Raw genomic sequence first — 21,674 nt, 5'->3', positions numbered from 1 at the left:
CCGGCCGCCGTGCGCGGCCGGCGCACTTCAACCCGCCCGCTTGTAGCCGAGCGAGGCGTCGAGGAGGTGGCGCGTGTAGGCGTGCCGGGGCGTCATCGCGCGCATGTCGTCGACGCTCATGATCTCGACGATCTCGCCGCCGCGCATCACCGCGATCCGCTCGGCGACGTGGCCGACCACCGCCAGGTCGTGGCTCACCATGACGTAGGTGAGGTTGCGCTGCGCCCTGAGGTCGGTCAGCAGGTTGAGGATCTCCGCCTGCACCGAGACGTCGAGCGCCGATGTCGGCTCGTCGAGCAGCAGCACCGAGGGTTCGGGCGCCAGCGCCCGCGCGATGGCGACACGCTGCCGCTGTCCGCCCGAGAGCTGGTGCGGATAGCGGAAGCGGAATGAGGGGCCGAGACCGACCTGCTCCAGCAGCTCGGGGATGCGCCGGTTGGTGTCGCGGATGCCGTGCAACCGCAACGTCTCGTCCAGCACCTTGTCCACCGAGTGGCGCGGGTGGAGCGACGCGTACGGGTCCTGGAACACCATCTGCACCGTGCCGTAGAAGGCCCGGTCGCGCCGCGTCCCCAGCGCGACCCCGTCGACGACGATGCTGCCCGACCATGTCGGCACCAGTCCGGTGATCGCCCGAAGCACCGTGGACTTGCCCGACCCCGATTCGCCGACGAGGCCGAACGAACCCCCCGCCGGCACCTCGAAGCTCGCGCCCTTCACCGCGTCGACCCGGTCCTCGCCGCTGGCGAACCACACGTCGAGGTCGCGCACGCTCAGCGCGCTCATGCCCGCCCCTCCACCGACGGCATGTCGCGCCAGAGCGGGTCGCGCTCGAGCACCGTCAGCCGGTCCGTCGGCGCGTCGAGCCGCGGGAGCGAGCCCAGGAGGCCGCGGGTGTAGGGGTGCTCGGCCTCGCCGAGGCGGTCGGCCCGCAGCGTCTCGACGATGCGGCCGGCATACATGATGAGCACCCGATCGCAGAACGAGGCGACGAGGTTGAGGTCGTGGCTGATGAAGATCAGCCCCATTCCGCGGTCGCGCACCAGGCGGTCCATGATCCCCAGCACCTCCTGCTGCACCGACACGTCGAGCGCGGAGGTCGGCTCGTCGGCGATGAGGATCTCGGGATTGGGGATCAGCATCATCGCGATCATGATCCGCTGGCCCATGCCGCCCGACACCTCGTGCGGGTAGGCGCGGAACACGCGCTCCGGGTCGCGGATCTGGACCGCCTCCAGCATCTCCAGCGCACGCCGGCGGGCGTCTTTGGCGCTGCCGCGTTCATGCAGGCGGTAGGCCTCCATGATCTGATGGCCGACGCTGCGCACCGGGTTCAGCGAATATTTCGGATCCTGCATCACCATCGAGATGCGTTCGCCGCGGACCTTGCGCATCGCCCGCTCGGACTTGGCGAGGAGGTCCTCGCCGCCGAGGCGGATATGGTTGGCGCGGACCTCGCCCGGCGGCCGGACGAGGCGCAGGATCGCGCGCCCGGTCATCGATTTGCCCGATCCCGATTCGCCGACGATGCCGAGCCGTTCGCGTTCCAGCGAGAAGGTCGTCCCGCGCACCGCCTCGAACGTGCCGGTGCGGGTGGGGAAGGTGACGGTGAGGTTTTCGACGTCGAGAAGGGTCATTTGGCGTCCTTCGGGTCGAGAACGTCGCGCAGGCCGTCGCCCAGGAGGTTGAAGCCGAGCGAGACGAAGAAGATCGCGAACCCCGGCACCGCCGCCACCCACCAGTAGTCGAGGATGAAGCGCCGCCCCTCGGAGATCATCGCGCCCCACTCCGGCGCCGGCGGCTGCGCGCCCATGCCGAGGAAGCCCAGCCCCGCCGCAGCGAGGATGATGCCCGCCATGTCGAGCGTGACGCGCACGATCAGCGACGAGATGCACAGGGGCCAAATGTGGCGCGTGATGATGCGGATCGGCCCCGCGCCCTGCAGACGGATCGCGGAGATGAAGTCCTGGTTGCGGATCGTCAGCGTCTCGGCGCGGGCGATGCGGGCGTAGGGCGGCCAGGCGGTGATCGAGATCGCGATGATGGCGTTCTCGATCCCCGTCCCCAGCGCTGCGACGAAGGCGAGCGCCAGCACGAGGCGCGGGAAGGCGAGGAAGATGTCGGTGATGCGCATCAGCACCGCGTCGAGCCAGCCGCCGAAGTAGCCGGCGACCGTGCCGACGAGGAGTCCGATGGGGGCCGCGATCACGGCCACTAGCGCCACGATGACGAGCGTGATGCGCGAGCCCCAGATGATGCGCGAGAGGATGTCGCGCCCCAGCGAGTCGGTGCCGAGGAGGTGGCCCGACGCGCCGAGCGGCTGGAGGCGGTTGGGCAGATCCTGCGCATACGGGCTGGCCGGCGCGACGTAGGGCGCGAACGCGGCCACCAGCACCAGAAGGACCAGGATTGCCAGGCCCACCATGGCCAGCCGATTGGCACGGAAGGCGAGCCACCCGGTGTAGAGGTTGGACAGCCGCGCCTGCAACCGGGAGGCCGGCGCATCGGAGAAGAGCCAGGCGCGGCGGGCGGTTGGATCGGCCATCAGCGCGCCCTCGGGTCGAAGAAGCGGTAGAGGAAATCGGCGAAGAGGTTGAGGCCGACGAAGACGCAGCCGACGACCACCGTTCCGCCCATGACCGCGTTGAGATCGGCCGAGAGGAGGGCGGTGGCGATGTAGTTGCCGAGGCCCGGCCAGGCGAAGATGATCTCGGTGAGCACCGAGCCCTCCAGCAGCTGCGCGTAGGACAGCGCGATCACGGTGACGAGCTGCACGCGGATGTTGGCGAAGGCGTGCCCCCAGACGACGAGCCACTCCGGCGCGCCCTTGACGCGGGCGGTGGTGATGTACTCGGCCGAGAGCTGCTCCAGCATGAAGGAGCGCGTCATGCGGCTGATGTAAGCGAGCGAGTAGTAACCCAGCAGCGAAGCCGGCAGGATGATGTGGCTGAGCGCGTCCCAGAAGACGTCCCAATTGTCGTCCAGGATGGAATCCACCAGGATGAGCCCCGTCACCGACGGCACCATGTCCATGTAGAAAATCGACACGCGCCCCGGCCCCGCGACCCAGCCGAGCTGCCCGTAGAACACGTTGAGCGCCAGCAGGCCGAGCCAGAAGATCGGCGCCGAGTAGCCCACCAGCGCCAGCACGCGGGCGATCTGGTCGATCAGCGAGCCGCGTTTGACCGCCGCCAGCACGCCGAGCGGCACACCGGCGAGGACGCCGATGAGGGTGCCGAGCGTCGCCAGCTCCAACGTCGCCGGGAAGACGCGGGCGATGTCCTGGATGACGGGGTGGGCGGTGGTGGTGGAGGTGCCGAAATCCCCGGTCAGGACGTCGCCGAGGTAGTAGATGAACTGGACGAAGATGGGCTGGTCGAGGCCCATCTCCCGGTGGACCTGATCATAGGTCGACTGCGAGGCCCGCTCGCCGACGACGGCCAGCACCGGGTCGATCGGCATCAGGCGGCCGATGACGAAGGTCACGAACAGCAGCCCCAGCAGCGTCACCGCGATCGTGCCGACCCCGGAGGCGAGGCTGACGATCCAGCGGGGTACGATGCGGCGCCGCTCCGGTTTGGCCACGCGAGGCGGCGGACCGCCCGGTGACGAGGCGGGGGAGGTCGCCCCCCCGCCCGCACGGTCGGAGATCGACACCTACTTGGAGACTTTCCAGTACGCCGCCGCGGTGATCGCCTGGCCGAGGGAAAGTCCCTCCACGTTGTCGCGCATCGCCGCCTGCTCGATCTTCTGGAACATGATCACGAACGGCGCGGTCTCGAGGAAGGTCTGCTGGATCTCCTCGTACATCTTGCGGCGCGTCTCGGTGTCCTTCTCCAGCACCGCGTCCTTGGTTTTCTGCGTCAGCGCGCCCGGATCGTAGGCGTTGCGCCAGGCGAGGATGCCGGTCGCCTGCGCTGCGTCCGAGTTGTCCGGGTTGGAGGAGAAGGTCGCGGCGTTGGTGTTCGGATCCGGATAATCCGGCCCCCACTCGCCGACGTAGACGTCGAGTTCGCGGGCGCGGTACTTGCCGAGCGTCTGCGCCCCGGTACCGACGGTGATGTCGAGGTCGATGCCCAGTTCGCCGAGCGTGTTCTGCATCGACTGCGCGATCTCGATGCGCTCCTGCGCGTCACGTACGCCGAGGCCGAGGGTGATCGGCGTCTCGACGCCGGCTTCCACGATCAGCGCCTTCGCCTTGTCGAGGTCGAAGGTGTAGGGCGTCTCGTCCAGCGCGCCGAAGTAGGTCTGCGGCAGGAAGGTCTGGTGGATGGTCCACTGGCCCTTGAGGAACGAGTTGGCCATGCCCTCGTAGTCGACGGCGTACTTCAGCGCCTCGATCACCTTCGGATTGGCGGAGAACTCGTTCTTCTGGTTGAAGCTGGCGTACATGATGCGCCCGCGCAGCTCGTCCACCACCTTCACGCCCTCGGCGCTCTCGATGCCGGCGACATCCTCGGGGTTGAGGTTGCGGGCGACGTCGATGTCGCCGCGCTCCAGCAGCAGGCGCTGGTTGGCGCTCTCGGAGATGTGGCGCACGATGACGCGCTTCATCGCCGGCTCGCCGAGGTAGAAGTCCGGGTTGGCTTCCAGGGTGACGGCCTCGGCGGGGCGCCAGCTGGTCAGCTTGTAGGCGTAGGAGCCGGCCGAGTTGGTCTTCAGCCAGTCGTGGCCGAAGTCGCCGTCGCTCTCGTGCTCCATCGCCAGTTCCTTGTCGACGATCGAGCCGACGCCGGCGGTGAGGCAGTTGAGGACGAAGGATTCGGCGTACGGCGCGTCGAAGTTCAACGTCACCGTGGTGTCGTCGAAGGTGATCTTCTCGTCGACGTTCTCGGGCGTGAAGCCGAACTGGCTGAAGATGAACGACGGGGTGAGGTTCAGCTTGATGACGCGGCGCAGCGAGAAGGCGGCGTCCTCGGCGCGGACCGGGTTGCCGGAGTGGAAGGTCATCCCGTCCCGGATCTTGAAGGTGATCGACGTGCCGTCCTCGGAGACCTCCCAGCTCTCGGCGATGTCGGGCTGGTAGCCGGCCTCGAGGTCGGCCGGGTCGAAGTTCACCAGGCGACCATAGACGTTTCGATTGACGTCGTTGCCGGCGAATTCGAACGTCTCGGCCGGGTCGAGCGAGACGATGTCGTCGATGCGGTTGGCGATGACGAGCATGTTGTCCGGCGTGGCGGCGAGCGCCGGGGTGGCGGCGCTCAGCGCAGCGAGACCGGCAGCGGCCAGGAGCGCGCGAAGATGTGTCATGTGCTTCCCTCGTTGTGCGCTGCCGCGGCAGCGCGAGCCCATGGTTGTGCGACCGAAGCCCCGTGAGCATGGCGCACCGATCGGCATAAGTTAAACGAACCGGACGCCGGCACCGCAAGCCCATCCGAAAACGGCCGGAACATGCGAGGCCTGGGCGCTCGAACCCATTCGCGTGCAAGCGATGTTCCAGCCGGCCATAAGAGAGGAAAGCGTTCGTTTGGGGCGCGGTTCGGGCGCGCGCCGCGTCCGACCGGCGGCGCCCCTGCGGTGCCGCGCGCCGCCGTCCCGAGGGTGGCGCCGGGCACGCACTGCGACGGCGCGCCGCAGGTGGGGCCGGTCTCTGGCGGTCAGGCGCCCCAGGTGCGGCGCAGCACGTTCACCCAGTTGCCGTGGCAAATCTTCGTGATCAGCGCCTCGCCATAGCCGTGCGCGCTCATCGCCCGGCGCAGATTCGGCAGGCGCTCGACCCCGTCGACCTCGTGCGGCACCAAGGCGCCGTCGTAGTCCGAGCCCAGCGCCACCCCGTCCTCGCCGAGGATCGCCAGGAGGTGGTCGAGGTGGCGCAGCATGGTGGCGAGCGGCACGTCGCCCAGCATGCGCCCGTCTTCGCGCAGGAAGGCCGAGGCGAAGTTGAGCCCCACGACGCCTCCCGATTCGGCGACCGCGGCGAGCTGCTTGTCGGTCAGGTTGCGTGCGGTCGGCGTGATGGCGTGCGCGTTGGAGTGGGTGGCGACGATCGGCTTCGTGGTGCGCCGGGCGATGTCCCAGAAGCCGGCCTCCGTCAGGTGCGACACGTCCAGCATGATTCCCAGCTCCAGGCACCGGTCGACGAGGCGCAGTCCGTCCTCGGTGAGGCCGGGGCCGGTGTCGGGCGAGGAGGGGAAGCGGAACGGCACGCCGTGGCCGAAGCGGTTCGGGCGGCTCCACACCGGCCCCAGCGAGCGCAGGCCCGCCGCATGGAGCACGTCGAGGGCCGCCAGCTCGCGGTCGATCGCCTCCGCACCCTCGACGTGGAAGACCGCGGCGAGGCGCTCGCCGCCCAGCGTTGCCTCGATCTCGCCGGCGGTGCGGCAGATCTTCAGCGCCCCGGCCTCCTCCAGGTTGGCGAGGAGCGCGGCCTGGCGCATCGCACCGGCGAGCGCGTCCGGCTGGGGCACCTGGGGGGGCAGGGGCACGCTGTAGCGCGGCTGGGCCATCGCGTCGAAGTCGATCGTGCCGCCGCCGGGCGAGGGGATCCACACCGCGAAGAAGCCGCCGCCGAAGCCGCCGGCACGGGCTCGCTCGTGGTTGATGTGGCCCGGTCCGGTGGCGAAGGTCTCGGCCGCGTCGGCCCGGCCGGCCGCGGCGAGACGGGAGAGAACATCGTTGTGACCGTCGAAGATCGTTGGGACGGTGAGGTCCATGAAAGCGCTTCTCTATCCGGGCCGCTCGGCCCGGGAGCCGGTCGGTCATGGCGGTGGTGGCTGGCGATCGGGCGATCGGTCCGGGCCGGGGGTGGCGAGGTGGGCGAGCGTCCCCGCCGGGGGGCGGGAGACGTGCAAGGGTGGCCCCGCGGGGCGGTGTCGTCAACGCATCGGTACGGCGCCGGAGCGGTGTCCGTGCGGCGTCGGTGCGCCCTGCCACTGGAGCCATCCCGCCGCACTCGTTAAGAGGGGCGCAAGACTTAAGGAACCGAGCCTCGATCATGTTCGACATTCGCGCCGTTCGGGATGCGCCCGACGCCTTCGACGCCGCCCTCGCCAAACGCGGGGCCCCGCCCGCTGCCTCCCGGCTGCTGCAGCTGGACGACGAGCGCCGCGCGATCGTCACCCGCCTGCAGGAGGCCCAGACCGCCCGCAACGCCGCCTCCAAGGCCATCGGCAAGGCCAAGGCCACCAAGAACGAGGAGGAGGCGCAGCGCCTCATCGGCGAGGTGGCGGACCTGAAGGCCACCATCCAGTCCGGCGAGGAGCAGGAGCGCGAGGTCAACGCCAAGCTGCACGACGAGCTGGCCGCGCTCCCCAACATGGTGCTCGACGAGGTGCCCGTCGGCGCGGACGAGAGCGACAATGTCGAGCTGCGCCGCGTCGGCGAGCCGCCGGTGTTCGACTTCGAGGTCAAGGAGCACGACGCCATCGGCGAGGCGCTCGGCCTGATGGACGTGGAGACCGCCGGGCGCATCGCCGGCTCGCGCTTCACGGTGCTGACCGGCAAGCTCGCCCGCCTGGAGCGCGCGCTCGGCCAGTTCATGATCGACACGCACACCGAGGTGAACGGCTACACCGAGGTCTCGCCGCCGCTCCTGGTGCGCGACGAGGCCGTCTTCGGAACCGCGCAGCTCCCCAAGTTCGCCGACGACCTCTTCCGGACCACCGACGGGCGCTGGCTGATTCCGACCGCCGAAGTGCCGCTCACCAACCTCGTCGCCGGCCAGATCCTCGACGGGCGCCGGCTGCCGCTGCGCGTGACGGCGCTGACCCCGTGCTTCCGCTCCGAGGCGGGCTCGGCCGGGCGGGACGTGCGCGGCATGCTGCGCCAGCACCAGTTCACCAAGTGCGAGCTGGTCTCGATCACCACCGCGGAGGCGGCGCTGGAGGAGCAGGAGCGGATGACGGCCTGCGCCGAAGGCATCCTGAAGGCGCTGGGGCTGGCCTATCGCGTGGTCACGCTGTCCACCGGCGACCTGGGCTTCGGTGCCCGCCGCACCTATGACATCGAGGTGTGGCTGCCGGGACAGGCGACTTACCGCGAGATCTCGTCCTGCTCGGTCTGCGGCGACTTCCAGGCGCGGCGCATGAACGCGCGCTACCGGCCGGAACCGGACGCGGCGCCGCAGTTCGTCCACACGTTGAACGGCTCGGGCGTCGCCGTCGGCCGCGCGTTGATCGCGGTGATGGAGAACTACCAGGAGGCGGACGGCGCGATCCGTGTGCCGGAGGTGCTGGTGCCCTATACCGGGTTCGAGCGGATCGAGGCCGAGGGCTGACCAGGGCGGCATGAGGACGGGGGCGCGGCGATGACACCGGAGGAAGAGGCGATCGCGCGTGCCGAGCTGGCGATGAGCCTGCGCCGGCAGAACGTCGCCGGCCACAAGGTGCTCGCCGCGCTCGAATCGGTGCCGCGCTCGCTCTTCCTGGGCGCGGCCCACAAGGCGCTCGCCTACGCCGATCGCGCCGCGCCGATCGACTGCGGGCAGACCGTCTCCCAACCCGCCATCGTCGCGCGCATGACCGAGGCGTTGGAGCTGACACCGGACGTCACCGTCCTCGAGATCGGCACCGGGTCGGGCTACCAGACCGCGATCCTCGCTCGCCTCGCCGGGCACGTCTATTCGGTCGAGCGCTTCCGCCTGCTGTCGGATCTGGCGCGTGAGCGGCTGGCCGTCCTCAAGGTCGCCAACGTCGCCATCCGCGTCGGCGACGGGCACGACGGGTGGGCCGAGCACGCGCCCTACGACCGGATCATCGTCACCGCCGCCGCCCCCGCGGTTCCCGAGGCGCTGGTCGAGCAGCTGGCACCGGAGGGCATCCTGGTGGCTCCGGTCGGCGAGGACGGGGCAGTGCAGGAGCTGATGAAGTGCCGCAAGGCGGACGGCGGCCTCGTCGGCGAGCGGATCGCCGACGTGCGGTTCGTGCCGCTGGTGCCGGGTCCGGCGGGCCGGTTGTGACACCATCGCAACAACCCCACGCTTCATCGCATGAGTGAAGCCCAAACCACTCGAACCTGAAGCATTCTGCCGAGCACCTTAAGATCTCGGTAAGCCCGTCAGCCCCTAAGTGGACGCGTATTTTCTAGGCGCGGAAGGGTGCGAGTCATGCGCGGACGGCATACGGGCGGCTTGGGCAAAACTGCAATCAATCTCAGTGCGGTACTCGGAGTTTGCGCACTGGCGGCGGGGTGCTCGGGCGGCGGAGTGAACGTGCCGGGAGCCTCGCTGTTCGCCGCCAACAACCCGCCCGAGTCGACCGGCGCCATGCCGATCGAGTCGCGGGATCTCGCCCCGCTGAGCAGCCAGCAGGGCATGGCCTCGCAGCCCATCACCACCCCCGCCTCGCTGCGCCAGCGGGGCTGGACGGTCGAGGGGGCGCCGATCGTCGAAGTGTCTCCCGGCGACACCGCCGAGACCCTTTCGCAGGGCTTCAACGTCCCGGTCGACGTAATCCTGGAGGCCAATCGGCTCTCCAACCCGCTCGACATTCGCCCCGGCTCGCGCGTCATCATTCCGACCTACGTGCGGGTCGACGAGCCGACCGTCACCCCCGCGATGGGGCCGGCCTCCATCCCCGAGACGCCCTCGCAGCTCAGTGCGCAGGAGATGGCGCTCGGCTCGCCGCCCCGGACGCTGAACCAGCAGGCGGCCGAGCAGCGTCACACCGTGCAGCCCGGCGAGACGCTCTATTCTCTCGCCCGCACGTACAACGTGTCCCACATCTCGATCGCCACGCTGAACGGCATCAGCCCGGACACGCAGGTCCAGGCCGGCCAGTCGCTGCGAATCCCCGGCACGGGCGGCACGCAGGTCGCCGCGCAGCCGGCCGCGACCGCCCCCCAGGGCGACACGCAGCTCGCCATGCTGGACCCGCAACCGAGCGCCCCGGCCGAGGCCGCTCCGAGCGCTCCGGTGTCGCAGCAGCCCGCCGCCGGCGCCGCGCCGCAGGCCGGTGCGACCCCGCCGGCCGCCGCCCAGCCCCAGGCCGACCAGTCGAGCGGGTTCGGCTGGCCGCTGCGTGGCGCCATCCTCGTCGGCTTCGGCAAGCAGGCGTCCGGCGACCGCAACGACGGCATCAACCTCGCCGCGCCGGTGGGGACGCCGGTGCACGCGGCGGGCAACGGCAAAGTCATCTACGCCGGCAACGAACTCGAGGGATACGGCAACCTCGTCCTCATCCAGCATGACGGGGACTGGGTCTCGGCCTACGCCCACAACTCGGAGCTGAAGGTGTCGCGCGGCGATACGGTGAAGAAGGGGCAGGCGATCGCGGCCGTCGGCAGCACCGGCTCCGTCGACAAGCCGCAGCTCCACTTCGAGCTGCGCCGCAGCTCAACCCCGGTCGATCCGCTGCCGCACCTGGGCACCGGCGCCTGACGGGGCGCCGCCCAGCGCCTCCAAGACGAAACCCGGCGCCCCGGCCGAGCCGTCTCGGCCGGGGCGTTCGTCATCGCGACCCGGTGCCGTGGATGGCGGGGTCGTAGGCCTCGCGTGTCATCGAGTAGGGCTCGCCCAGCGTCGCATAGGAGCTGCCGAACAGGCGGGCGACGGGCTTGTAGGCGTCGACGTCGACGTAGAGCGTCTCGGGGTCGATCAGGCCGGGGCGTGCGCGCACGCGGGTGACTTCTCCCACCAGCAGGTCGCGCTCCTGCGAGACGTTGACCATCATGAACCGCCGGCACTCCAGCGCGACCGGCGCCTCGGCGATCGCCGGCGGGGCGACGTCGCGCGACGGGGACGGCGTGAGGCCGGCGTAGGCCAGCTCGCCGACGTCCGCCGGGAAATCGACCGCGCAACGGTTCATCGCCTCGGCGATGTCCTCCGAGACGAGGTTGACCACGAACTCGCCCGTGCGGCGCACGTTGGCGGTGGTGTCCTTCATCGCCCCCTCGCGCGACTGCAGACCCAGCACCACCAGCGGCGGCGCCTCGGAGAAGACGTTGAAGAACGAGAAGGGGGCGGCGTTCACCGCGCCGTTCTGCGCGAGCGTCGTCACCAGCGCGATCGGGCGCGGGATGACGACGCTGCACAGCACCTTGTAGCGGTCGCGCTGCGCGAGATCGGCGAGGGCGACGTCGAGGCCTCCGTCCAGCGTGGGGCGGGCGCTCATCGGGCGGGCGGCTCGGCGCCGGTGCGGCTGGTGATCAGGCCGTAGTGCTCGATCCGGCGGTGACGCGCAAAGTCGAAGATCGTCTCCTTGCCGAAGCGCGTGTCGTCGAGGTCGCAGGGGTGGACGATCAGCTCGTCCGCCTCGCTCGTCGCCTCGGCGACGATCTGGCCGTTGGGATCGACGATCACCGTCCCCCCCATCAGATGGTGCCCGTCCTCGTCGCCCGCCTTGGCCACGGCGATCACCCAGGTGGAGTTCTGGTAGGCGCCGGCCTGCAGCGAGAGCTTGTGGTGGAACATGCGCTGCTCCAGCCCCTCGCCGGGCTTCTGGCTGTTCACCGACGGCGTGTTGAAGCCGAGCATCACCATCTCGACGCCTTGCAGGCCCATCACCCGGTAGACCTCCGGCCACCGGCGATCGTTGCAGATGCACATGCCCATGATCCCGTCCAGCACGCGCCAGACCGGGAAGCCCGTGTCGCCCGGTTCGAAGTATCGCTTTTCGAGGTGCTGGAACGCGCGCTCCTCGTCGTACTCGGCGTGGCCGGGGAGGTGGGTCTTGCGGTACTTGCCGACGATCGTTCCCGCCTTGTCGGTGAGGATCGAGGTGTTGAAGTGGTGCCCGTCCGGCGTCTTCTCCGCGTAGCCGAAGGAGATAGCGACGCCGTGCTCCGCGGCACGGTCGAACAGCGGCTGCGTCGCCGCGTTCGGCATCTCGGTCTCGAACCAGGCGTCGGCCTCGGTCTCGTCGGTCATGTACCAGCGGGGGAAGAAGGTCGTCAGCGCCAGCTCCGGAAAGACGACGAGATCGCAGCCCTTGGCGGCCGCATCGTCCAGGAGGGCGATCATGCGGGCGACGACTTCCTGCCGGCCCTCCGCTTTCTGGATGGGGCCGAGCTGCGCGGCTCCGACGGTCACGGTACGCAATGAAGGTCTCCTTGGGCGATCAGCCTGCGACACGGCGTTCCAGGCGGCTCAGAAGCCGCACCACCGGCCACAGCAGGACGAGGTAGAAGCACGCCGCCAGAACCAGCGGCGAGGCGTTGAAGGTAATAGACCGTGCCATGTCCGCCGAATAGAGCAGCTCCGGCAAGGCCACGACGCTGGCGAGCGAGGTCAGCTTCACGACCTCGATCGTATTGGAGAGCAGATCCGGCAGCACGTTGCGCACCGCCTGCGGGATGACGACGTAGAGGTTGGTCTGGAACACCGTCAGCCCGGTGGAGCGCGCCGCCTCCCGCTGGCCCGCGCCGATGCTCTCCAGTCCCGCCCGGTAGATCTCCCCGTAAAAGGCCGAGTTGTTGAGGAGGAACGCCAAGGTCACCGACTGGAACGGCGTCAGGTTCACCCCCGCGAACGGCAGCCCCGAGTGGATGAAGATGAGGAGCACCAGCGGCGGCACGGCGCGAAAGAGGTCGACATAGGGCACGGTGAGGACGCGCAGCCAGCGGCGCTGGCTGGTGGCCGCGAGCGCGACGAGCAGTCCCGCGACCAGCCCGACCGGCACCACGATGGCGCAGACCGACAGCGTCATCCACAGTCCCTTCACCAGGAGCGGGAAGGTCTTCAGCATGATCGGCACGTTGAAGAACTGATCGAGAAGCTGGTCCATCAGGCGCGCTTCCAGGCAAAGCGCGTCTCGAGCCAGCGCCCGAAGATCACGACCGGAATGAAGAGGACGAGGTAGGCGACAGCGCCCATCATCAACGGCGTCGCGCTGCCGGCGAACGAGGTCGCCGTCGTCGCCTGGTTGAGGATCTCCGGCACGCCGATCACCGTCCCGAGCGCGGTGTTCTTGGTGATCGCGATGGTGCGGTTGGTCAGCGGCGGGATGGTGATGCGCGCCGCCTGCGGCATCACCACGAACACCAGCGTCTGCGTGAAGCCGAGGCCGGTGGAGCGGGCCGCCTCCCATTGCCCCTTCGGCGTCGCGGTGATGCCGGCCCAGAAGATCTCTTCCGCGAACGCCGCCAGCACCAGCATCAGCACCAGCCACAAGACGACGAAATTGGGCAGCGCGATGCCGACGTTCGGCAGGCCGAAGTAGATGACGAGGATCAGCACCAGCGGCGGCAGTGCGCGGAACATGTCCACCAGCACCACGATCAGCACGTTGATCGCCCGGATCCGGTAGGCGCGGACCAGCGCCAGCAGGAGGCCGAGGCCGATCCCGGTGACCACGACCAGCCCCGCGATCTGGATCGTGATGATGACGCCCGACGCGATCGACGGAAGGTACTTGTCGATCACCGAGGCTTTGAAGAACGTGTCGAGGAAGATCGACCAGCGGTCAGGCTGCATGGCGTGTCTCCGCGCGCCTCGCTGCGAAACGCCGCGTCAATTCAGAACCCGCGCCAGGAAGGCCTGGGTTCGCTCGTGCGCCGGGGCGGTGAAGATCTGCGCCGGCGGCCCCTGCTCGACGATCACCCCGCCGTCCATGAACACCACTCGGTCGGCCGCGTCCTGGGCGAAGCGCATCTCGTGGCTGACGACCATCATCGTCATCCCGTCCGCCTTCAGGTCGCGCATCACCGCCAGAACCGAGCCGACCAGTTCCGGGTCGAGCGCCGACGTCGGTTCGTCGAACAGCATCACCTCCGGCTTGAGCGCCAGCGCGCGGGCGATGGCGACGCGCTGCTGCTGCCCGCCCGACAGCGCGTTGGGGTGATGGTCGGCACGGTCGGCGAGGCCGACGCGGTCCAGCGCCGCGTCCGCCTCCGCCCGTGCCTGCTCGCGCGGAAGCTTCAGCACCTTGCGCAGCGCCAGCATGACGTTCCCGCGCGCCGTCATGTGCGGGTAGAGGTTGAAGGACTGGAACACCATGCCGATGCGGCGCCGCATGGCGTTGATGTCCACGTCATGGGCGAGGAGCTCCTGCCCGGCGAAGCGGATCGAGCCGTCGGTCGGTTCCTCCAGCCGGTTGCAGCACCGCAAGAGGGTCGACTTGCCGGACCCCGACGGGCCGATCACGAAGACGAGTTCCTGCGCGTGCACCGCGAGGTCGATGCCCTTGAGCACTTCCGTCGTGCCGAAGCGCTTGATGAGACCGCGCACGTCGAGAATGGGTTGCTGGGTGGCCAACTGAACGATCCACTGTGACACAAAAAGCGGGCCGGCCGCGCGGGCCGGCTCCGGGGGTGCCCGGTACACCGGGCGCGAGGCTCAGGAGCAGGACAGCTCGTGCTCGGTGGCGTCGTAGCCCGGCATGTCCGGGATGCCGACGCCGGGGTAGATCGTCGCCGTCGCCGAATCGGCCGCCGGCGCGTAGCCGAACCACTTCTCGTGCAGCTCGGCGAGCTTGCCGCTCTCCTTCAGGCACTCCAGCGCCATGTCGAGCTTGGCGCGCAGCTCGGTGTTGTCGGTCCGCAGCGGGATCGAGAACACCTTGCCCGTGGAGTAGAGATACGAGAGCTGGAGCTGCGGGTTGGTCTTCACCGCCCAGGCCGAGTTGGTGTTGCCCGCCACGTTGGCGAACGCCCGGCCCGACATCACCGCCTGCAACGCATCGAGGTTGGTGCCGTAGGACTCCACCGTCCAGCCGATGTCGCCGGCGATGTCGCGCGCCCACTGGTCGTAGGCCGAGCCCTTGTTGACGGCGATCACCTTGCCGTCGAACTCCTTCAGATCGGTGATCTCCGGCGCGCCCTTCTTCGTCACGAACTGGAAGTCGGTGTTGAGGTAGGGCTCGGTGAAGATCATGTTGCCGGCCCGCTCCTCCGTCACCGTCGTCGGCGCCAGGACGAAGTCGTAGGTGCCAGCCTGCATGCCCGGCAAGAGGCCGGACCACTGCGTGACGTCGATCTCCACCTCGGTGCCGAGCGCCTCGCCCAGCGCGGCGCCGAGGTCCATGTTGAAGCCCTCGGTCTTGCCGTCGAGCGTGGGGAAGGCGTGCGGCGCGAACGTGCCGTCGACGCCGGTCTTGAGCGACTGGGCCGAGGCGGCAAGGGGCGCGGCGATGAGCGGCACGGCGAGGCCGGCGGCAATGAGCGTCGCCTTGAGGGCAGGTGTCATCGGAGTTCTCCTCTCCCGTTCGTCCGGCGCGGGTGCGGAGGGCGCCGCCGCGGCGGGTCCTCGGGCCGGAACCAATCGGAGAGCCCCTTGCATTTTGCGTGCCGATGGCATGCCAATCCCCGGCCGCGACGCGATTATCCCGGGTGGGAACGCCGCGGGGGCTCGGGTTTCACCATGAAACAGGCGAGGGGACCGCCGTGCCATGGTGCCCGAGGAGGGGGCGCCGTGCCTGCGGAGGTGATTGGAGGTCGGCGTGCCGTGCGCGCGTCAGCCCTGGGGGCGGGGTTCGGCGCCGCGGACGTAGGCGGCGAGCGCGTCGGGGTAGAGCGTGTGCTCTTCGGCGAGAACGCGGGCGGCCAGCGTCTCGGCGGTGTCGTCCGCCAGCACCGGGACGCGCGCCTGGGCGAGGATCGGCCCCTCGTCGAGGCCGGGGGTCACGAGGTGGACCGTCACGCCGTGCTCGCGCGCCCCGTCGGCGAGGGCGCGGGCGTGCGTGTCGAGCCCGCGGTAGGCCGGCAGCAGCGAGGGGTGGATGTTCAGCATCCGGCCCTCCCAGCGCTCCACGAACGCCCGCCCCAAGATGCGCATGAACCCGGCGAGGCAGATGAGCTGCGCCCCGGCGGCCACGACCTCGGCCTCCATCGCGGCGTCGAACGCGTCGCGGCTCTCGTAGTCGGCCCGCGTCGGCGTGGCGACGGCAATCCCCCGCTGTCGCGCGATGTCGAGGCCCTTGGCGTCCGGCTTGTCGGACAGGCAGAGGACGATGCGGGCCGGGAATGCCGCGTCGTCCGCCGCCTCGGCGAGCGCGGCGAAGTTGCTGCCGCGGCCCGAGATGAAGACCGCGATCGGAACGCGCCCGTCCGCGTCCGTCACGAAATCAGGCATTGCGGCCCATCGCCCTCGCGCGCCACCACCGTTCCGATCCGCGCGGCCGTCTCGCCGGCGGCTTCCAGGTCGGCGATCACGCCGTCCGCCGCCTCCGGAGCCACCGCCATCACGAGGCCCGTGCCGCAGTTGAAGGTCGCCTCCATCTCGTCCGGCGACAGGCCGCCCTGCTCGGCGAGGAAGGCCATCAGCTTGCTCGGCGGCAGCGCCGTGCGGTCGATCGCGGCGGCGAGGTCCGCCGTCAGCATGCGCGGGACGTTGCCGGTGATGCCGCCGCCAGTGATGTGGGCGATGCCATGCACCGGATGTGCCGCCACCGCCGCCAGCACCGGCTTCACGTAGATCCGCGTCGGCGTCATCAGTGTTTCGGCGAGGGTCTGGTCCTCGAACGGGGCGGAGAGGTCCCACCCCTTGTCGGCGGCGAGGCGGCGGATCAGCGAGTAGCCGTTGGAGTGCGCGCCCGATGCGGCGAGGCCGATCAGCGCGTCACCCGCCGCGACGCCCTGGGGCAGCACCCGGTCGCGCGGCACGGCGCCGACGACGAAGCCGGCGAGGTCGTAATCGCCCGGCGCGTAGTGGCCGGGCATCTCCGCAGTTTCGCCGCCCACCAGGGCGCACCCGGCCTGCCGGCAGCCCTCGGCGATGCCCTCCACGATCTCGGCCGCGGCCTCGACCTCGAGTTTGCCGGTGGCGTAGTAGTCGAGGAACATCAGCGGCTCGGCCCCCTGGGCGAGCACGTCGTTGACGCACATCGCGACGAGGTCGATCCCGACGCCGCGGTGCATCCCGGTCTCCACCGCGAGGCGCAGCTTGGTGCCGACCCCGTCGGTCGAGGCGACGAGGAGCGAATCGCCGTGGCCGGCGGCGCCGAGGTCGAAGAGGCCCGCGAAGCCGCCCAGCGCCGGGGCGCAGCCGGGCCGCGCGGTGGACTTGGCGGCCGGCTTGATCCGCTCGACCAGCGAATCGCCGGCCTCGACGTTCACGCCGGCGGCGGCGTAGCGTGCACGGGGGTCGTTCATCGATGCCTTCCGAAATGTCGCCCGCGACCTGCCACGGTTCGCGCCGAGAGGAAAGGGCGAACGGGCCAAGTGCCGCACAGGTTGTCAACAGGCAATCGGGCAAACGGTGTTGAAAGCGGTGAGCCTATCGTTCAGCCAATCGCGAAGCGCCCGCCGGCGGCTAGGGTATCCGCGCCTAAGTCGCAGCGTCACCGTGGGGCATTGATGGAACAGCTCGCGCTCGATCTCGGATCGCAAGACGCACCGCACGCCACGATCGTGGCGCCCTGCAACGCGGCCGCCTTCGCGCTCGTGGAGGAGTGGCCGCGCTGGGCGCACCCGGTGGCGATGGTGCGCGGCGGCGAGGGGAGCGGCAAGTCCCACCTCGCCCGCGTCTTCGCCGAGCACGCCGGCGCCACGCTGGTCGCCGGCGAGGCGTTGGCCGCGGTCGACGTGCTCCGGCTCGCCCGCGGCCCCGTCGTGGTGGACGACGCGGACCGGGCGGACGAGCGCGCGCTCTTCCACCTCATCAACGCCGTGCGCGCCGCCGGCACCACGCTGCTGCTGACGGCCCGCTCGCGCGCCGGGATCGCTCTGCCCGATCTCGAGTCCCGCCTGCGCGCCACGCCCGAGACGGTGCTGCAGCCGCCCGACGACGCGATGTTGCGCCGCGTCCTCGTGGAGGCCTTCCACGCCCGCCAGTTGCCGGCGGATCCGGCCGTCGTCGCCTTCCTCATGGCGCGGCTGGAGCGCACCTTGCACGCCGCCGTGCGCATGGTCGGCCAGATCGACCGTGTGGCCCTGGCGGAGCAGCGGGGACCCACTCGGCCGCTTGCTGCACGAGTCTTGAAAACAGGCGGTTCAAACGCCGACGACATTGTGCCATAGGCCCGCTGACAGCCACACCGAGGCCGAGGGCGAACATGGCGATCTCTGACACGGAGGAGGCGCCGCGCGCGCCTTCGGACACGAGCGCGACGACCTTCGTCGACACCCCCGAGGGTGCCGACGGCGGCGAGGCGAGCGGGTCCCACCATCACCCCACCCCCCACGACTTGGACGCGGCCCTGACCGGCAGTCCGGACCGCTTCACCAACCGCGAGCTTTCCTGGCTCGGCTTCAACGAGCGCGTCCTCGAGGAGTCGGCCAACACCAATCATCCGCTCCTGGAGCGGCTGCGCTTCCTCTCCATCTCCGACAACAACCTCGACGAGTTCCTGATGGTGCGCGTCGCCGGCCTGATCGCGCAGCAGCGCGCCGGGGTGGACGCGGTCAGCGCCGACGGGCTCAGCCCGTCCGGCCAGCTCAACAAGATCAACGAGGCCGTCGCCAAGTTGCAGAGCGAGCAACAACGCCAGTTCGCGGAGCTGCGCGGCGACCTCGTCAAGGAAGGCATCGAGATCGTCGAGCCCGGCGACCTCACCGAGCGCGAGCGGGACCACCTCGAGCAGACCTTCCTGACACACATTTTCCCGGTGCTCACGCCGCTCGCGATCGATCCGGCGCACCCGTTTCCCTTCATCCCCAACCTCAACCTCTCGCTCGCCCTCTCGCTGAAGGCGCCGGAGGGGGACGCGCGCGTCGCCATCGTGCGTATCCCGGCGCAGGTGGACCGCTTCGTGCGCGTCTCGGGCACCGCGGAGGGAGAGCCGCAGCGCTTCATCCTGCTCGCCAACGCCATCCGCGTGCACCTTCACCGCCTGTTCCCGGCGCACGAGATCCTGGAGACCGGCGTCTTCCGCGTCGTGCGCGACAGCGACCTCGAAATCGAGGAAGAGGCGGAGGACCTCGTTCGCACCTTCGAGAGTGCGCTGAAGCGGCGCCGCCGCGGCGACGTCATCCGCATCCAGATCGAGAGCGCGATGCCGGAGGACCTGCGGGCCTTCATCCGCGAGCGCCTCGGTGTCGGCGAGAGCGCGCAGATGATGGTCGACGGCATGTTGGCGATGAAGGACCTCGGCCAGCTCGTCGGCCTCGACCGGCCGGACCTGAAGTTCCAGCCCTACACCCCGCGCTTCCCCGAGCGCGTGCGCGACGCGGGCGGGGACGTCTTCGCCGCGATCCGCACCAAGGACATGGTGATCCACCACCCGTACGAATCGTTCGACGTGGTGGTCCAGTTCGTGCGCCAGGCCGCACAGGACCCGGACGTCGTCGCCATCAAGCAGACGTTCTATCGTACCTCCTCCAACTCGCCCATCGTCGCGGCGCTGATCGAGGCGGCGGAGGCCGGCAAGTCGGTCACGGCGCTGGTCGAGATCAAGGCGCGGTTCGACGAGGAGGCCAACATCCGCTGGGCCAAGGACATGGAGCGCGCCGGCGTCCAGGTCGTGTTCGGCTTCCTCGAGCTGAAGACGCACGCCAAGCTCTCCATGGTCGTGCGCCGCGAGGGCGGCAGGCTCGCCACCTACACTCACATCGGCACCGGCAACTACCACCCCATCACGGCGAAGATTTATACGGACCTCTCGTTCTTCACCGCGGATCCGGAGATCGGTCACGACGCGGCGCGGATCTTCAACTTCATCACCGGCTATGCGGAGCCGGCGGAGCTGAACCGCCTCGCCGTCTCGCCGATCACGCTGCGCAAGCGCATCCTCGACCATATCGACGCCGAGATCGCCCATGCGCGGGCCGGCCGGCCGGGCGCGGTGTGGATGAAGATGAACTCGCTGGTCGACCCGGCGGTCATCGACAAGCTCTACGAGGCGTCCTCCGCCGGGGTGGAGGTGGACCTCGTCGTGCGCGGCATATGCTGCTTGCGTCCGGGCGTTTCGGGGCTCTCGGAGAATGTGAGGGTGAAATCGATCGTGGGTCGATTTCTCGAACATTCTCGCATCTTTTGCTTCGGCAACGGTTCGGCGCTGCCGTCGCGCGATGCGGTGGTTTACATCGGGTCCGCGGACCTGATGCCCCGCAACCTCGACCGCCGTGTCGAGACCCTCGCCCCGATCGACAACGACACGGTGCACCAACAAATTCTCGACCAAATTATGGTTGCGTCGCTGCGCGATAATGAGCAGAGCTGGACGATCTATCCCGACGGCAGCCACCGCCGCGTGCGGCCCGTGGACGACGAGGAGCGTGTGAACGCGCACAAATACTTCATGACCAACCCGTCCCTGTCCGGTCGTGGCAAGGCGGGCGAACTCCAGAAACCCAAGGCGTTCGCGCCGTTCATGGACTAGATGGTGGTCGATCTGTCTCGCGCCCTCGCGGTTTCGCGGGGGACCCGCCTGGGCGAAGGGATCGCCGTCATCGACGTCGGTTCCAACTCCGTCCGCCTCGTGATCTACGAGCGCGCTTCCCGCGCGCCGACGGTCCTGTTCAACGAGAAGGTGCTGGCCGCGCTCGGGGAGGGGCTCGTCGACAACGGGCGCCTGACCGAGGAATCGATGGGCCGCGCGCTTATCGCCGTGCGCCGCTTCATCGCCGTCACCAAGGCGGCGGACGTGTCGGACGTGACTATCCTCGCCACGGCCGCGGCGCGCGTCGCCTCCAACGGCGCCGCCTTCATCCGCGACATCGAGGCGATCTCCGGCATCAAGGTGCGCGTGCTCGAGGGCGCGGAGGAAGCGCAGATGGCCGCCTCCGGCGTCCTGTGCGGCTTCTGGCGGCCGGACGGCGTGGTCGGCGACCTCGGCGGCGGGTCGCTGGAGCTGATCGACGTGACGGCCGAAGGGGTCGGCGACGGGGACAGCTACCCGCTCGGCACGCTGCGCCTGCGCGGCGACGCCAAGAGCCAGCTCGCCACCGGCGCGTCGATCTCGCGCGATATCCTCTCCCGTTCCGAGCCGCTCCTCGCCTGCCAGGGCCGCAACTTCTACGCGGTCGGCGGAACGTGGCGCTCGCTCGTCAAGCTGCACATGGCGATGACGGGCTACCCCATCTCGATCATGCATCAGTATGCCGTCGACGCGAACGAGATGGCCGACTTCTGCGACGAGGTGCTCAAGCACGGCCTCGACGCGATGGACAAGGGCAACGTCGTCTCCAAGGGTCGGCGGGCGCTGGTGCCGTGGGGCGCCGTCGTCATGCGCGCGCTCATCGCGCTGGGCCAGCCCAAGACGATCGTCGCCTCCTCGCTGGGTGTGCGCGAGGGGATGATCTACGAGGCGCTGCCCGAGGCCGAACGCAACCGCGATCCGCTGGTGCTGGCGGCCGAGGAACTCGCCATCCTGCGCAACCGCTCGCCCCGCCATTCGGCCGAGCTGGTCGACTTCTCCAAGGCCTGCCTCGACGCGATGGGCTTCGAGGAGAGCGATACCGACGAGCGGCTTCGCATCGGGGCCTGCCTGCTGTCGGACATCTCCTGGCGCTCGCACCCGGACTACCGGGCCGACCAGGCGCTGGCGGTGATCTCTAACGTGGCGCTCTACGGGGTGGACCACCCGGGCCGCGGCTTCCTCGCCCAGGTGCTGAACGACCGCTACGGCGGGCCGGAGAACCCCGGCGCCAGCCCGGACGCCACCACGCTGTGCTCCGGCCGGCTGCTGGAGCGCGCGAAGGTGATCGCCGCCATCCTGCGGGTCGCCTACGTGCTGGCGCCCGGCATCGCCGACGTGCTGCCCAAGACCACCATCGTGCAGGAGGAGGGCAACCTCGTCCTGCGGCTGCCGGCCGAGATGGCGGTGTTCGACGGCGAGCGCCCGCTGCGGCGCATGCGCCAGCTGGGCAAGCTGGCCGGCCTGGAGGGGCGCATCCACGCCGGCTGACGGCGCTCGGCGATAAGG

At 69.7% G+C, this 21,674-nt stretch carries 20 protein-coding genes; 6 read left to right on the top strand and 14 right to left on the bottom strand.

Going from position 1 to position 21,674, the window contains the following annotated elements:
* Window positions 1-27 precede the first annotated feature (27 nt).
* The 6 genes from MRB58_RS00435 to MRB58_RS00410 form a co-directional block, all read right to left on the bottom strand.
* Window positions 28-786: an ABC transporter ATP-binding protein gene (locus tag MRB58_RS00435; protein WP_244779666.1), complete on the bottom strand. Its 759-nt coding sequence runs from the start codon at window positions 784-786 to the stop codon at window positions 28-30.
* Complete coding sequence (locus tag MRB58_RS00430; protein WP_244779664.1) at window positions 783-1,637, bottom strand: ABC transporter ATP-binding protein; 855 nt, start codon at window positions 1,635-1,637, stop codon at window positions 783-785. Before MRB58_RS00430 ends, MRB58_RS00435 begins: the two co-directional genes overlap by 4 nt.
* A complete protein-coding gene (locus tag MRB58_RS00425) occupies window positions 1,634-2,545 on the bottom strand; it encodes an ABC transporter permease (protein ID WP_244779662.1) in 912 nt (303 codons plus the stop codon). Before MRB58_RS00425 ends, MRB58_RS00430 begins: the two co-directional genes overlap by 4 nt.
* Window positions 2,545-3,585: an ABC transporter permease gene (locus MRB58_RS00420; RefSeq protein WP_371747219.1), complete on the bottom strand. Its 1,041-nt coding sequence runs from the start codon at window positions 3,583-3,585 to the stop codon at window positions 2,545-2,547. The genes MRB58_RS00425 and MRB58_RS00420 overlap by 1 nt, the downstream gene beginning before the upstream one ends.
* A gap of 72 nt (window positions 3,586-3,657) precedes the next feature.
* Window positions 3,658-5,250 carry an ABC transporter substrate-binding protein gene (locus MRB58_RS00415; RefSeq protein WP_244779660.1) on the bottom strand — a complete coding sequence of 531 codons (1,593 nt, stop codon included), beginning with the start codon at window positions 5,248-5,250 and terminating at the stop codon, window positions 3,658-3,660.
* 347 nt (window positions 5,251-5,597) lie between these two features.
* Window positions 5,598-6,653, bottom strand: a complete 1,056-nt coding sequence (locus tag MRB58_RS00410; RefSeq protein WP_244779658.1) for a dipeptidase — start codon at window positions 6,651-6,653, stop codon at window positions 5,598-5,600.
* 281 nt (window positions 6,654-6,934) lie between these two features.
* Between MRB58_RS00410 and serS the strand changes: the two genes are divergently transcribed.
* The 3 genes from serS to MRB58_RS00395 all read left to right on the top strand — a co-directional run bounded on the left by serS (window position 6,935) and on the right by MRB58_RS00395 (window position 10,315).
* Window positions 6,935-8,215 carry a serine--tRNA ligase gene (gene serS / locus MRB58_RS00405; RefSeq protein ID WP_244779655.1) on the top strand — a complete coding sequence of 427 codons (1,281 nt, stop codon included), beginning with the start codon at window positions 6,935-6,937 and terminating at the stop codon, window positions 8,213-8,215.
* Between the two features lie 30 nt (window positions 8,216-8,245).
* Entirely contained in the window at window positions 8,246-8,896 is a 651-nt protein-coding gene (locus tag MRB58_RS00400) for a protein-L-isoaspartate(D-aspartate) O-methyltransferase (RefSeq protein WP_244779653.1), read from the top strand.
* A 246-nt stretch (window positions 8,897-9,142) separates the two neighbouring features.
* Window positions 9,143-10,315 (top strand): peptidoglycan DD-metalloendopeptidase family protein, encoded by a 1,173-nt coding sequence (locus MRB58_RS00395; RefSeq protein WP_244779651.1) that lies wholly within the window; start codon window positions 9,143-9,145, stop codon window positions 10,313-10,315.
* A 70-nt stretch (window positions 10,316-10,385) separates the two neighbouring features.
* Here MRB58_RS00395 and MRB58_RS00390 read toward each other — a convergent pair whose 3' ends face one another.
* The 8 genes from MRB58_RS00390 to purM all read right to left on the bottom strand — a co-directional run bounded on the left by MRB58_RS00390 (window position 10,386) and on the right by purM (window position 16,962).
* Window positions 10,386-11,048 (bottom strand): flavin reductase family protein, encoded by a 663-nt coding sequence (locus MRB58_RS00390; protein WP_244779649.1) that lies wholly within the window; start codon window positions 11,046-11,048, stop codon window positions 10,386-10,388.
* Window positions 11,045-11,974 carry an N-carbamoyl-D-amino-acid hydrolase gene (locus tag MRB58_RS00385; protein ID WP_244779646.1) on the bottom strand — a complete coding sequence of 310 codons (930 nt, stop codon included), beginning with the start codon at window positions 11,972-11,974 and terminating at the stop codon, window positions 11,045-11,047. The genes MRB58_RS00390 and MRB58_RS00385 overlap by 4 nt, the downstream gene beginning before the upstream one ends.
* A gap of 19 nt (window positions 11,975-11,993) precedes the next feature.
* Complete coding sequence (locus MRB58_RS00380) at window positions 11,994-12,659, bottom strand: amino acid ABC transporter permease (protein WP_244779644.1); 666 nt, start codon at window positions 12,657-12,659, stop codon at window positions 11,994-11,996.
* Window positions 12,659-13,348, bottom strand: coding sequence for an amino acid ABC transporter permease (locus tag MRB58_RS00375; protein WP_244779642.1), 690 nt, complete (start codon window positions 13,346-13,348; stop codon window positions 12,659-12,661). The genes MRB58_RS00380 and MRB58_RS00375 overlap by 1 nt, the downstream gene beginning before the upstream one ends.
* A gap of 36 nt (window positions 13,349-13,384) precedes the next feature.
* Complete coding sequence (locus tag MRB58_RS00370; protein ID WP_371747218.1) at window positions 13,385-14,128, bottom strand: amino acid ABC transporter ATP-binding protein; 744 nt, start codon at window positions 14,126-14,128, stop codon at window positions 13,385-13,387.
* A gap of 81 nt (window positions 14,129-14,209) precedes the next feature.
* The gene (locus MRB58_RS00365; protein ID WP_244779640.1) at window positions 14,210-15,058 is read right to left on the bottom strand and encodes a transporter substrate-binding domain-containing protein; all 849 of its coding nucleotides are present in this window, start codon (window positions 15,056-15,058) and stop codon (window positions 14,210-14,212) included.
* 267 nt (window positions 15,059-15,325) lie between these two features.
* Window positions 15,326-15,943 (bottom strand): phosphoribosylglycinamide formyltransferase, encoded by a 618-nt coding sequence (gene purN / locus MRB58_RS00360; RefSeq protein ID WP_244779638.1) that lies wholly within the window; start codon window positions 15,941-15,943, stop codon window positions 15,326-15,328.
* A complete protein-coding gene (purM, locus tag MRB58_RS00355) occupies window positions 15,928-16,962 on the bottom strand; it encodes a phosphoribosylformylglycinamidine cyclo-ligase (RefSeq protein ID WP_244779636.1) in 1,035 nt (344 codons plus the stop codon). The genes purN and purM overlap by 16 nt, the downstream gene beginning before the upstream one ends.
* A gap of 204 nt (window positions 16,963-17,166) precedes the next feature.
* Between purM and MRB58_RS00350 the strand changes: the two genes are divergently transcribed.
* From MRB58_RS00350 to MRB58_RS00340, 3 genes are read left to right on the top strand one after another with little or no spacing between them, the layout of a single operon-like run.
* Window positions 17,167-17,829: a chromosomal replication initiator DnaA gene (locus tag MRB58_RS00350; RefSeq protein WP_244779634.1), complete on the top strand. Its 663-nt coding sequence runs from the start codon at window positions 17,167-17,169 to the stop codon at window positions 17,827-17,829.
* Window positions 17,830-17,864: 35 nt separating this feature from the next.
* Window positions 17,865-20,129, top strand: a complete 2,265-nt coding sequence (locus tag MRB58_RS00345) for an RNA degradosome polyphosphate kinase (protein ID WP_244779633.1) — start codon at window positions 17,865-17,867, stop codon at window positions 20,127-20,129.
* A complete protein-coding gene (locus MRB58_RS00340) occupies window positions 20,130-21,656 on the top strand; it encodes a Ppx/GppA phosphatase family protein (RefSeq protein WP_244779631.1) in 1,527 nt (508 codons plus the stop codon). It abuts the gene before it with no gap.
* Window positions 21,657-21,674: the final 18 nt, after the last annotated feature.

The sequence above is a fragment of the Acuticoccus sp. I52.16.1 genome, from assembly GCF_022865125.1.
Lineage (GTDB): Bacteria > Pseudomonadota > Alphaproteobacteria > Rhizobiales > Amorphaceae > Acuticoccus.
Note: the sequence above shows the minus strand (reverse complement) of the source record. Positions and strands in the feature narration are given on the sequence as shown.

Coding starts and splice junctions, on each gene's coding strand:
- purN (WP_244779638.1), bottom strand. CDS start 15,943: ATGCCTGATTTCGTGACGGACGCGGACGGGCGCGTTCCGATCGCGGTC.
- MRB58_RS00380 (WP_244779644.1), bottom strand. CDS start 12,659: ATGGACCAGCTTCTCGATCAGTTCTTCAACGTGCCGATCATGCTGAAG.
- purM (WP_244779636.1), bottom strand. CDS start 16,962: ATGAACGACCCCCGTGCACGCTACGCCGCCGCCGGCGTGAACGTCGAG.
- MRB58_RS00430 (WP_244779664.1), bottom strand. CDS start 1,637: ATGACCCTTCTCGACGTCGAAAACCTCACCGTCACCTTCCCCACCCGC.
- MRB58_RS00410 (WP_244779658.1), bottom strand. CDS start 6,653: ATGGACCTCACCGTCCCAACGATCTTCGACGGTCACAACGATGTTCTC.
- MRB58_RS00425 (WP_244779662.1), bottom strand. CDS start 2,545: ATGGCCGATCCAACCGCCCGCCGCGCCTGGCTCTTCTCCGATGCGCCG.
- serS (WP_244779655.1), top strand. CDS start 6,935: ATGTTCGACATTCGCGCCGTTCGGGATGCGCCCGACGCCTTCGACGCC.
- MRB58_RS00400 (WP_244779653.1), top strand. CDS start 8,246: ATGACACCGGAGGAAGAGGCGATCGCGCGTGCCGAGCTGGCGATGAGC.
- MRB58_RS00365 (WP_244779640.1), bottom strand. CDS start 15,058: ATGACACCTGCCCTCAAGGCGACGCTCATTGCCGCCGGCCTCGCCGTG.
- MRB58_RS00390 (WP_244779649.1), bottom strand. CDS start 11,048: ATGAGCGCCCGCCCCACGCTGGACGGAGGCCTCGACGTCGCCCTCGCC.
- MRB58_RS00375 (WP_244779642.1), bottom strand. CDS start 13,348: ATGCAGCCTGACCGCTGGTCGATCTTCCTCGACACGTTCTTCAAAGCC.
- MRB58_RS00345 (WP_244779633.1), top strand. CDS start 17,865: ATGGCGATCTCTGACACGGAGGAGGCGCCGCGCGCGCCTTCGGACACG.
- MRB58_RS00415 (WP_244779660.1), bottom strand. CDS start 5,250: ATGACACATCTTCGCGCGCTCCTGGCCGCTGCCGGTCTCGCTGCGCTG.
- MRB58_RS00340 (WP_244779631.1), top strand. CDS start 20,130: ATGGTGGTCGATCTGTCTCGCGCCCTCGCGGTTTCGCGGGGGACCCGC.
- MRB58_RS00350 (WP_244779634.1), top strand. CDS start 17,167: ATGGAACAGCTCGCGCTCGATCTCGGATCGCAAGACGCACCGCACGCC.
- MRB58_RS00435 (WP_244779666.1), bottom strand. CDS start 786: ATGAGCGCGCTGAGCGTGCGCGACCTCGACGTGTGGTTCGCCAGCGGC.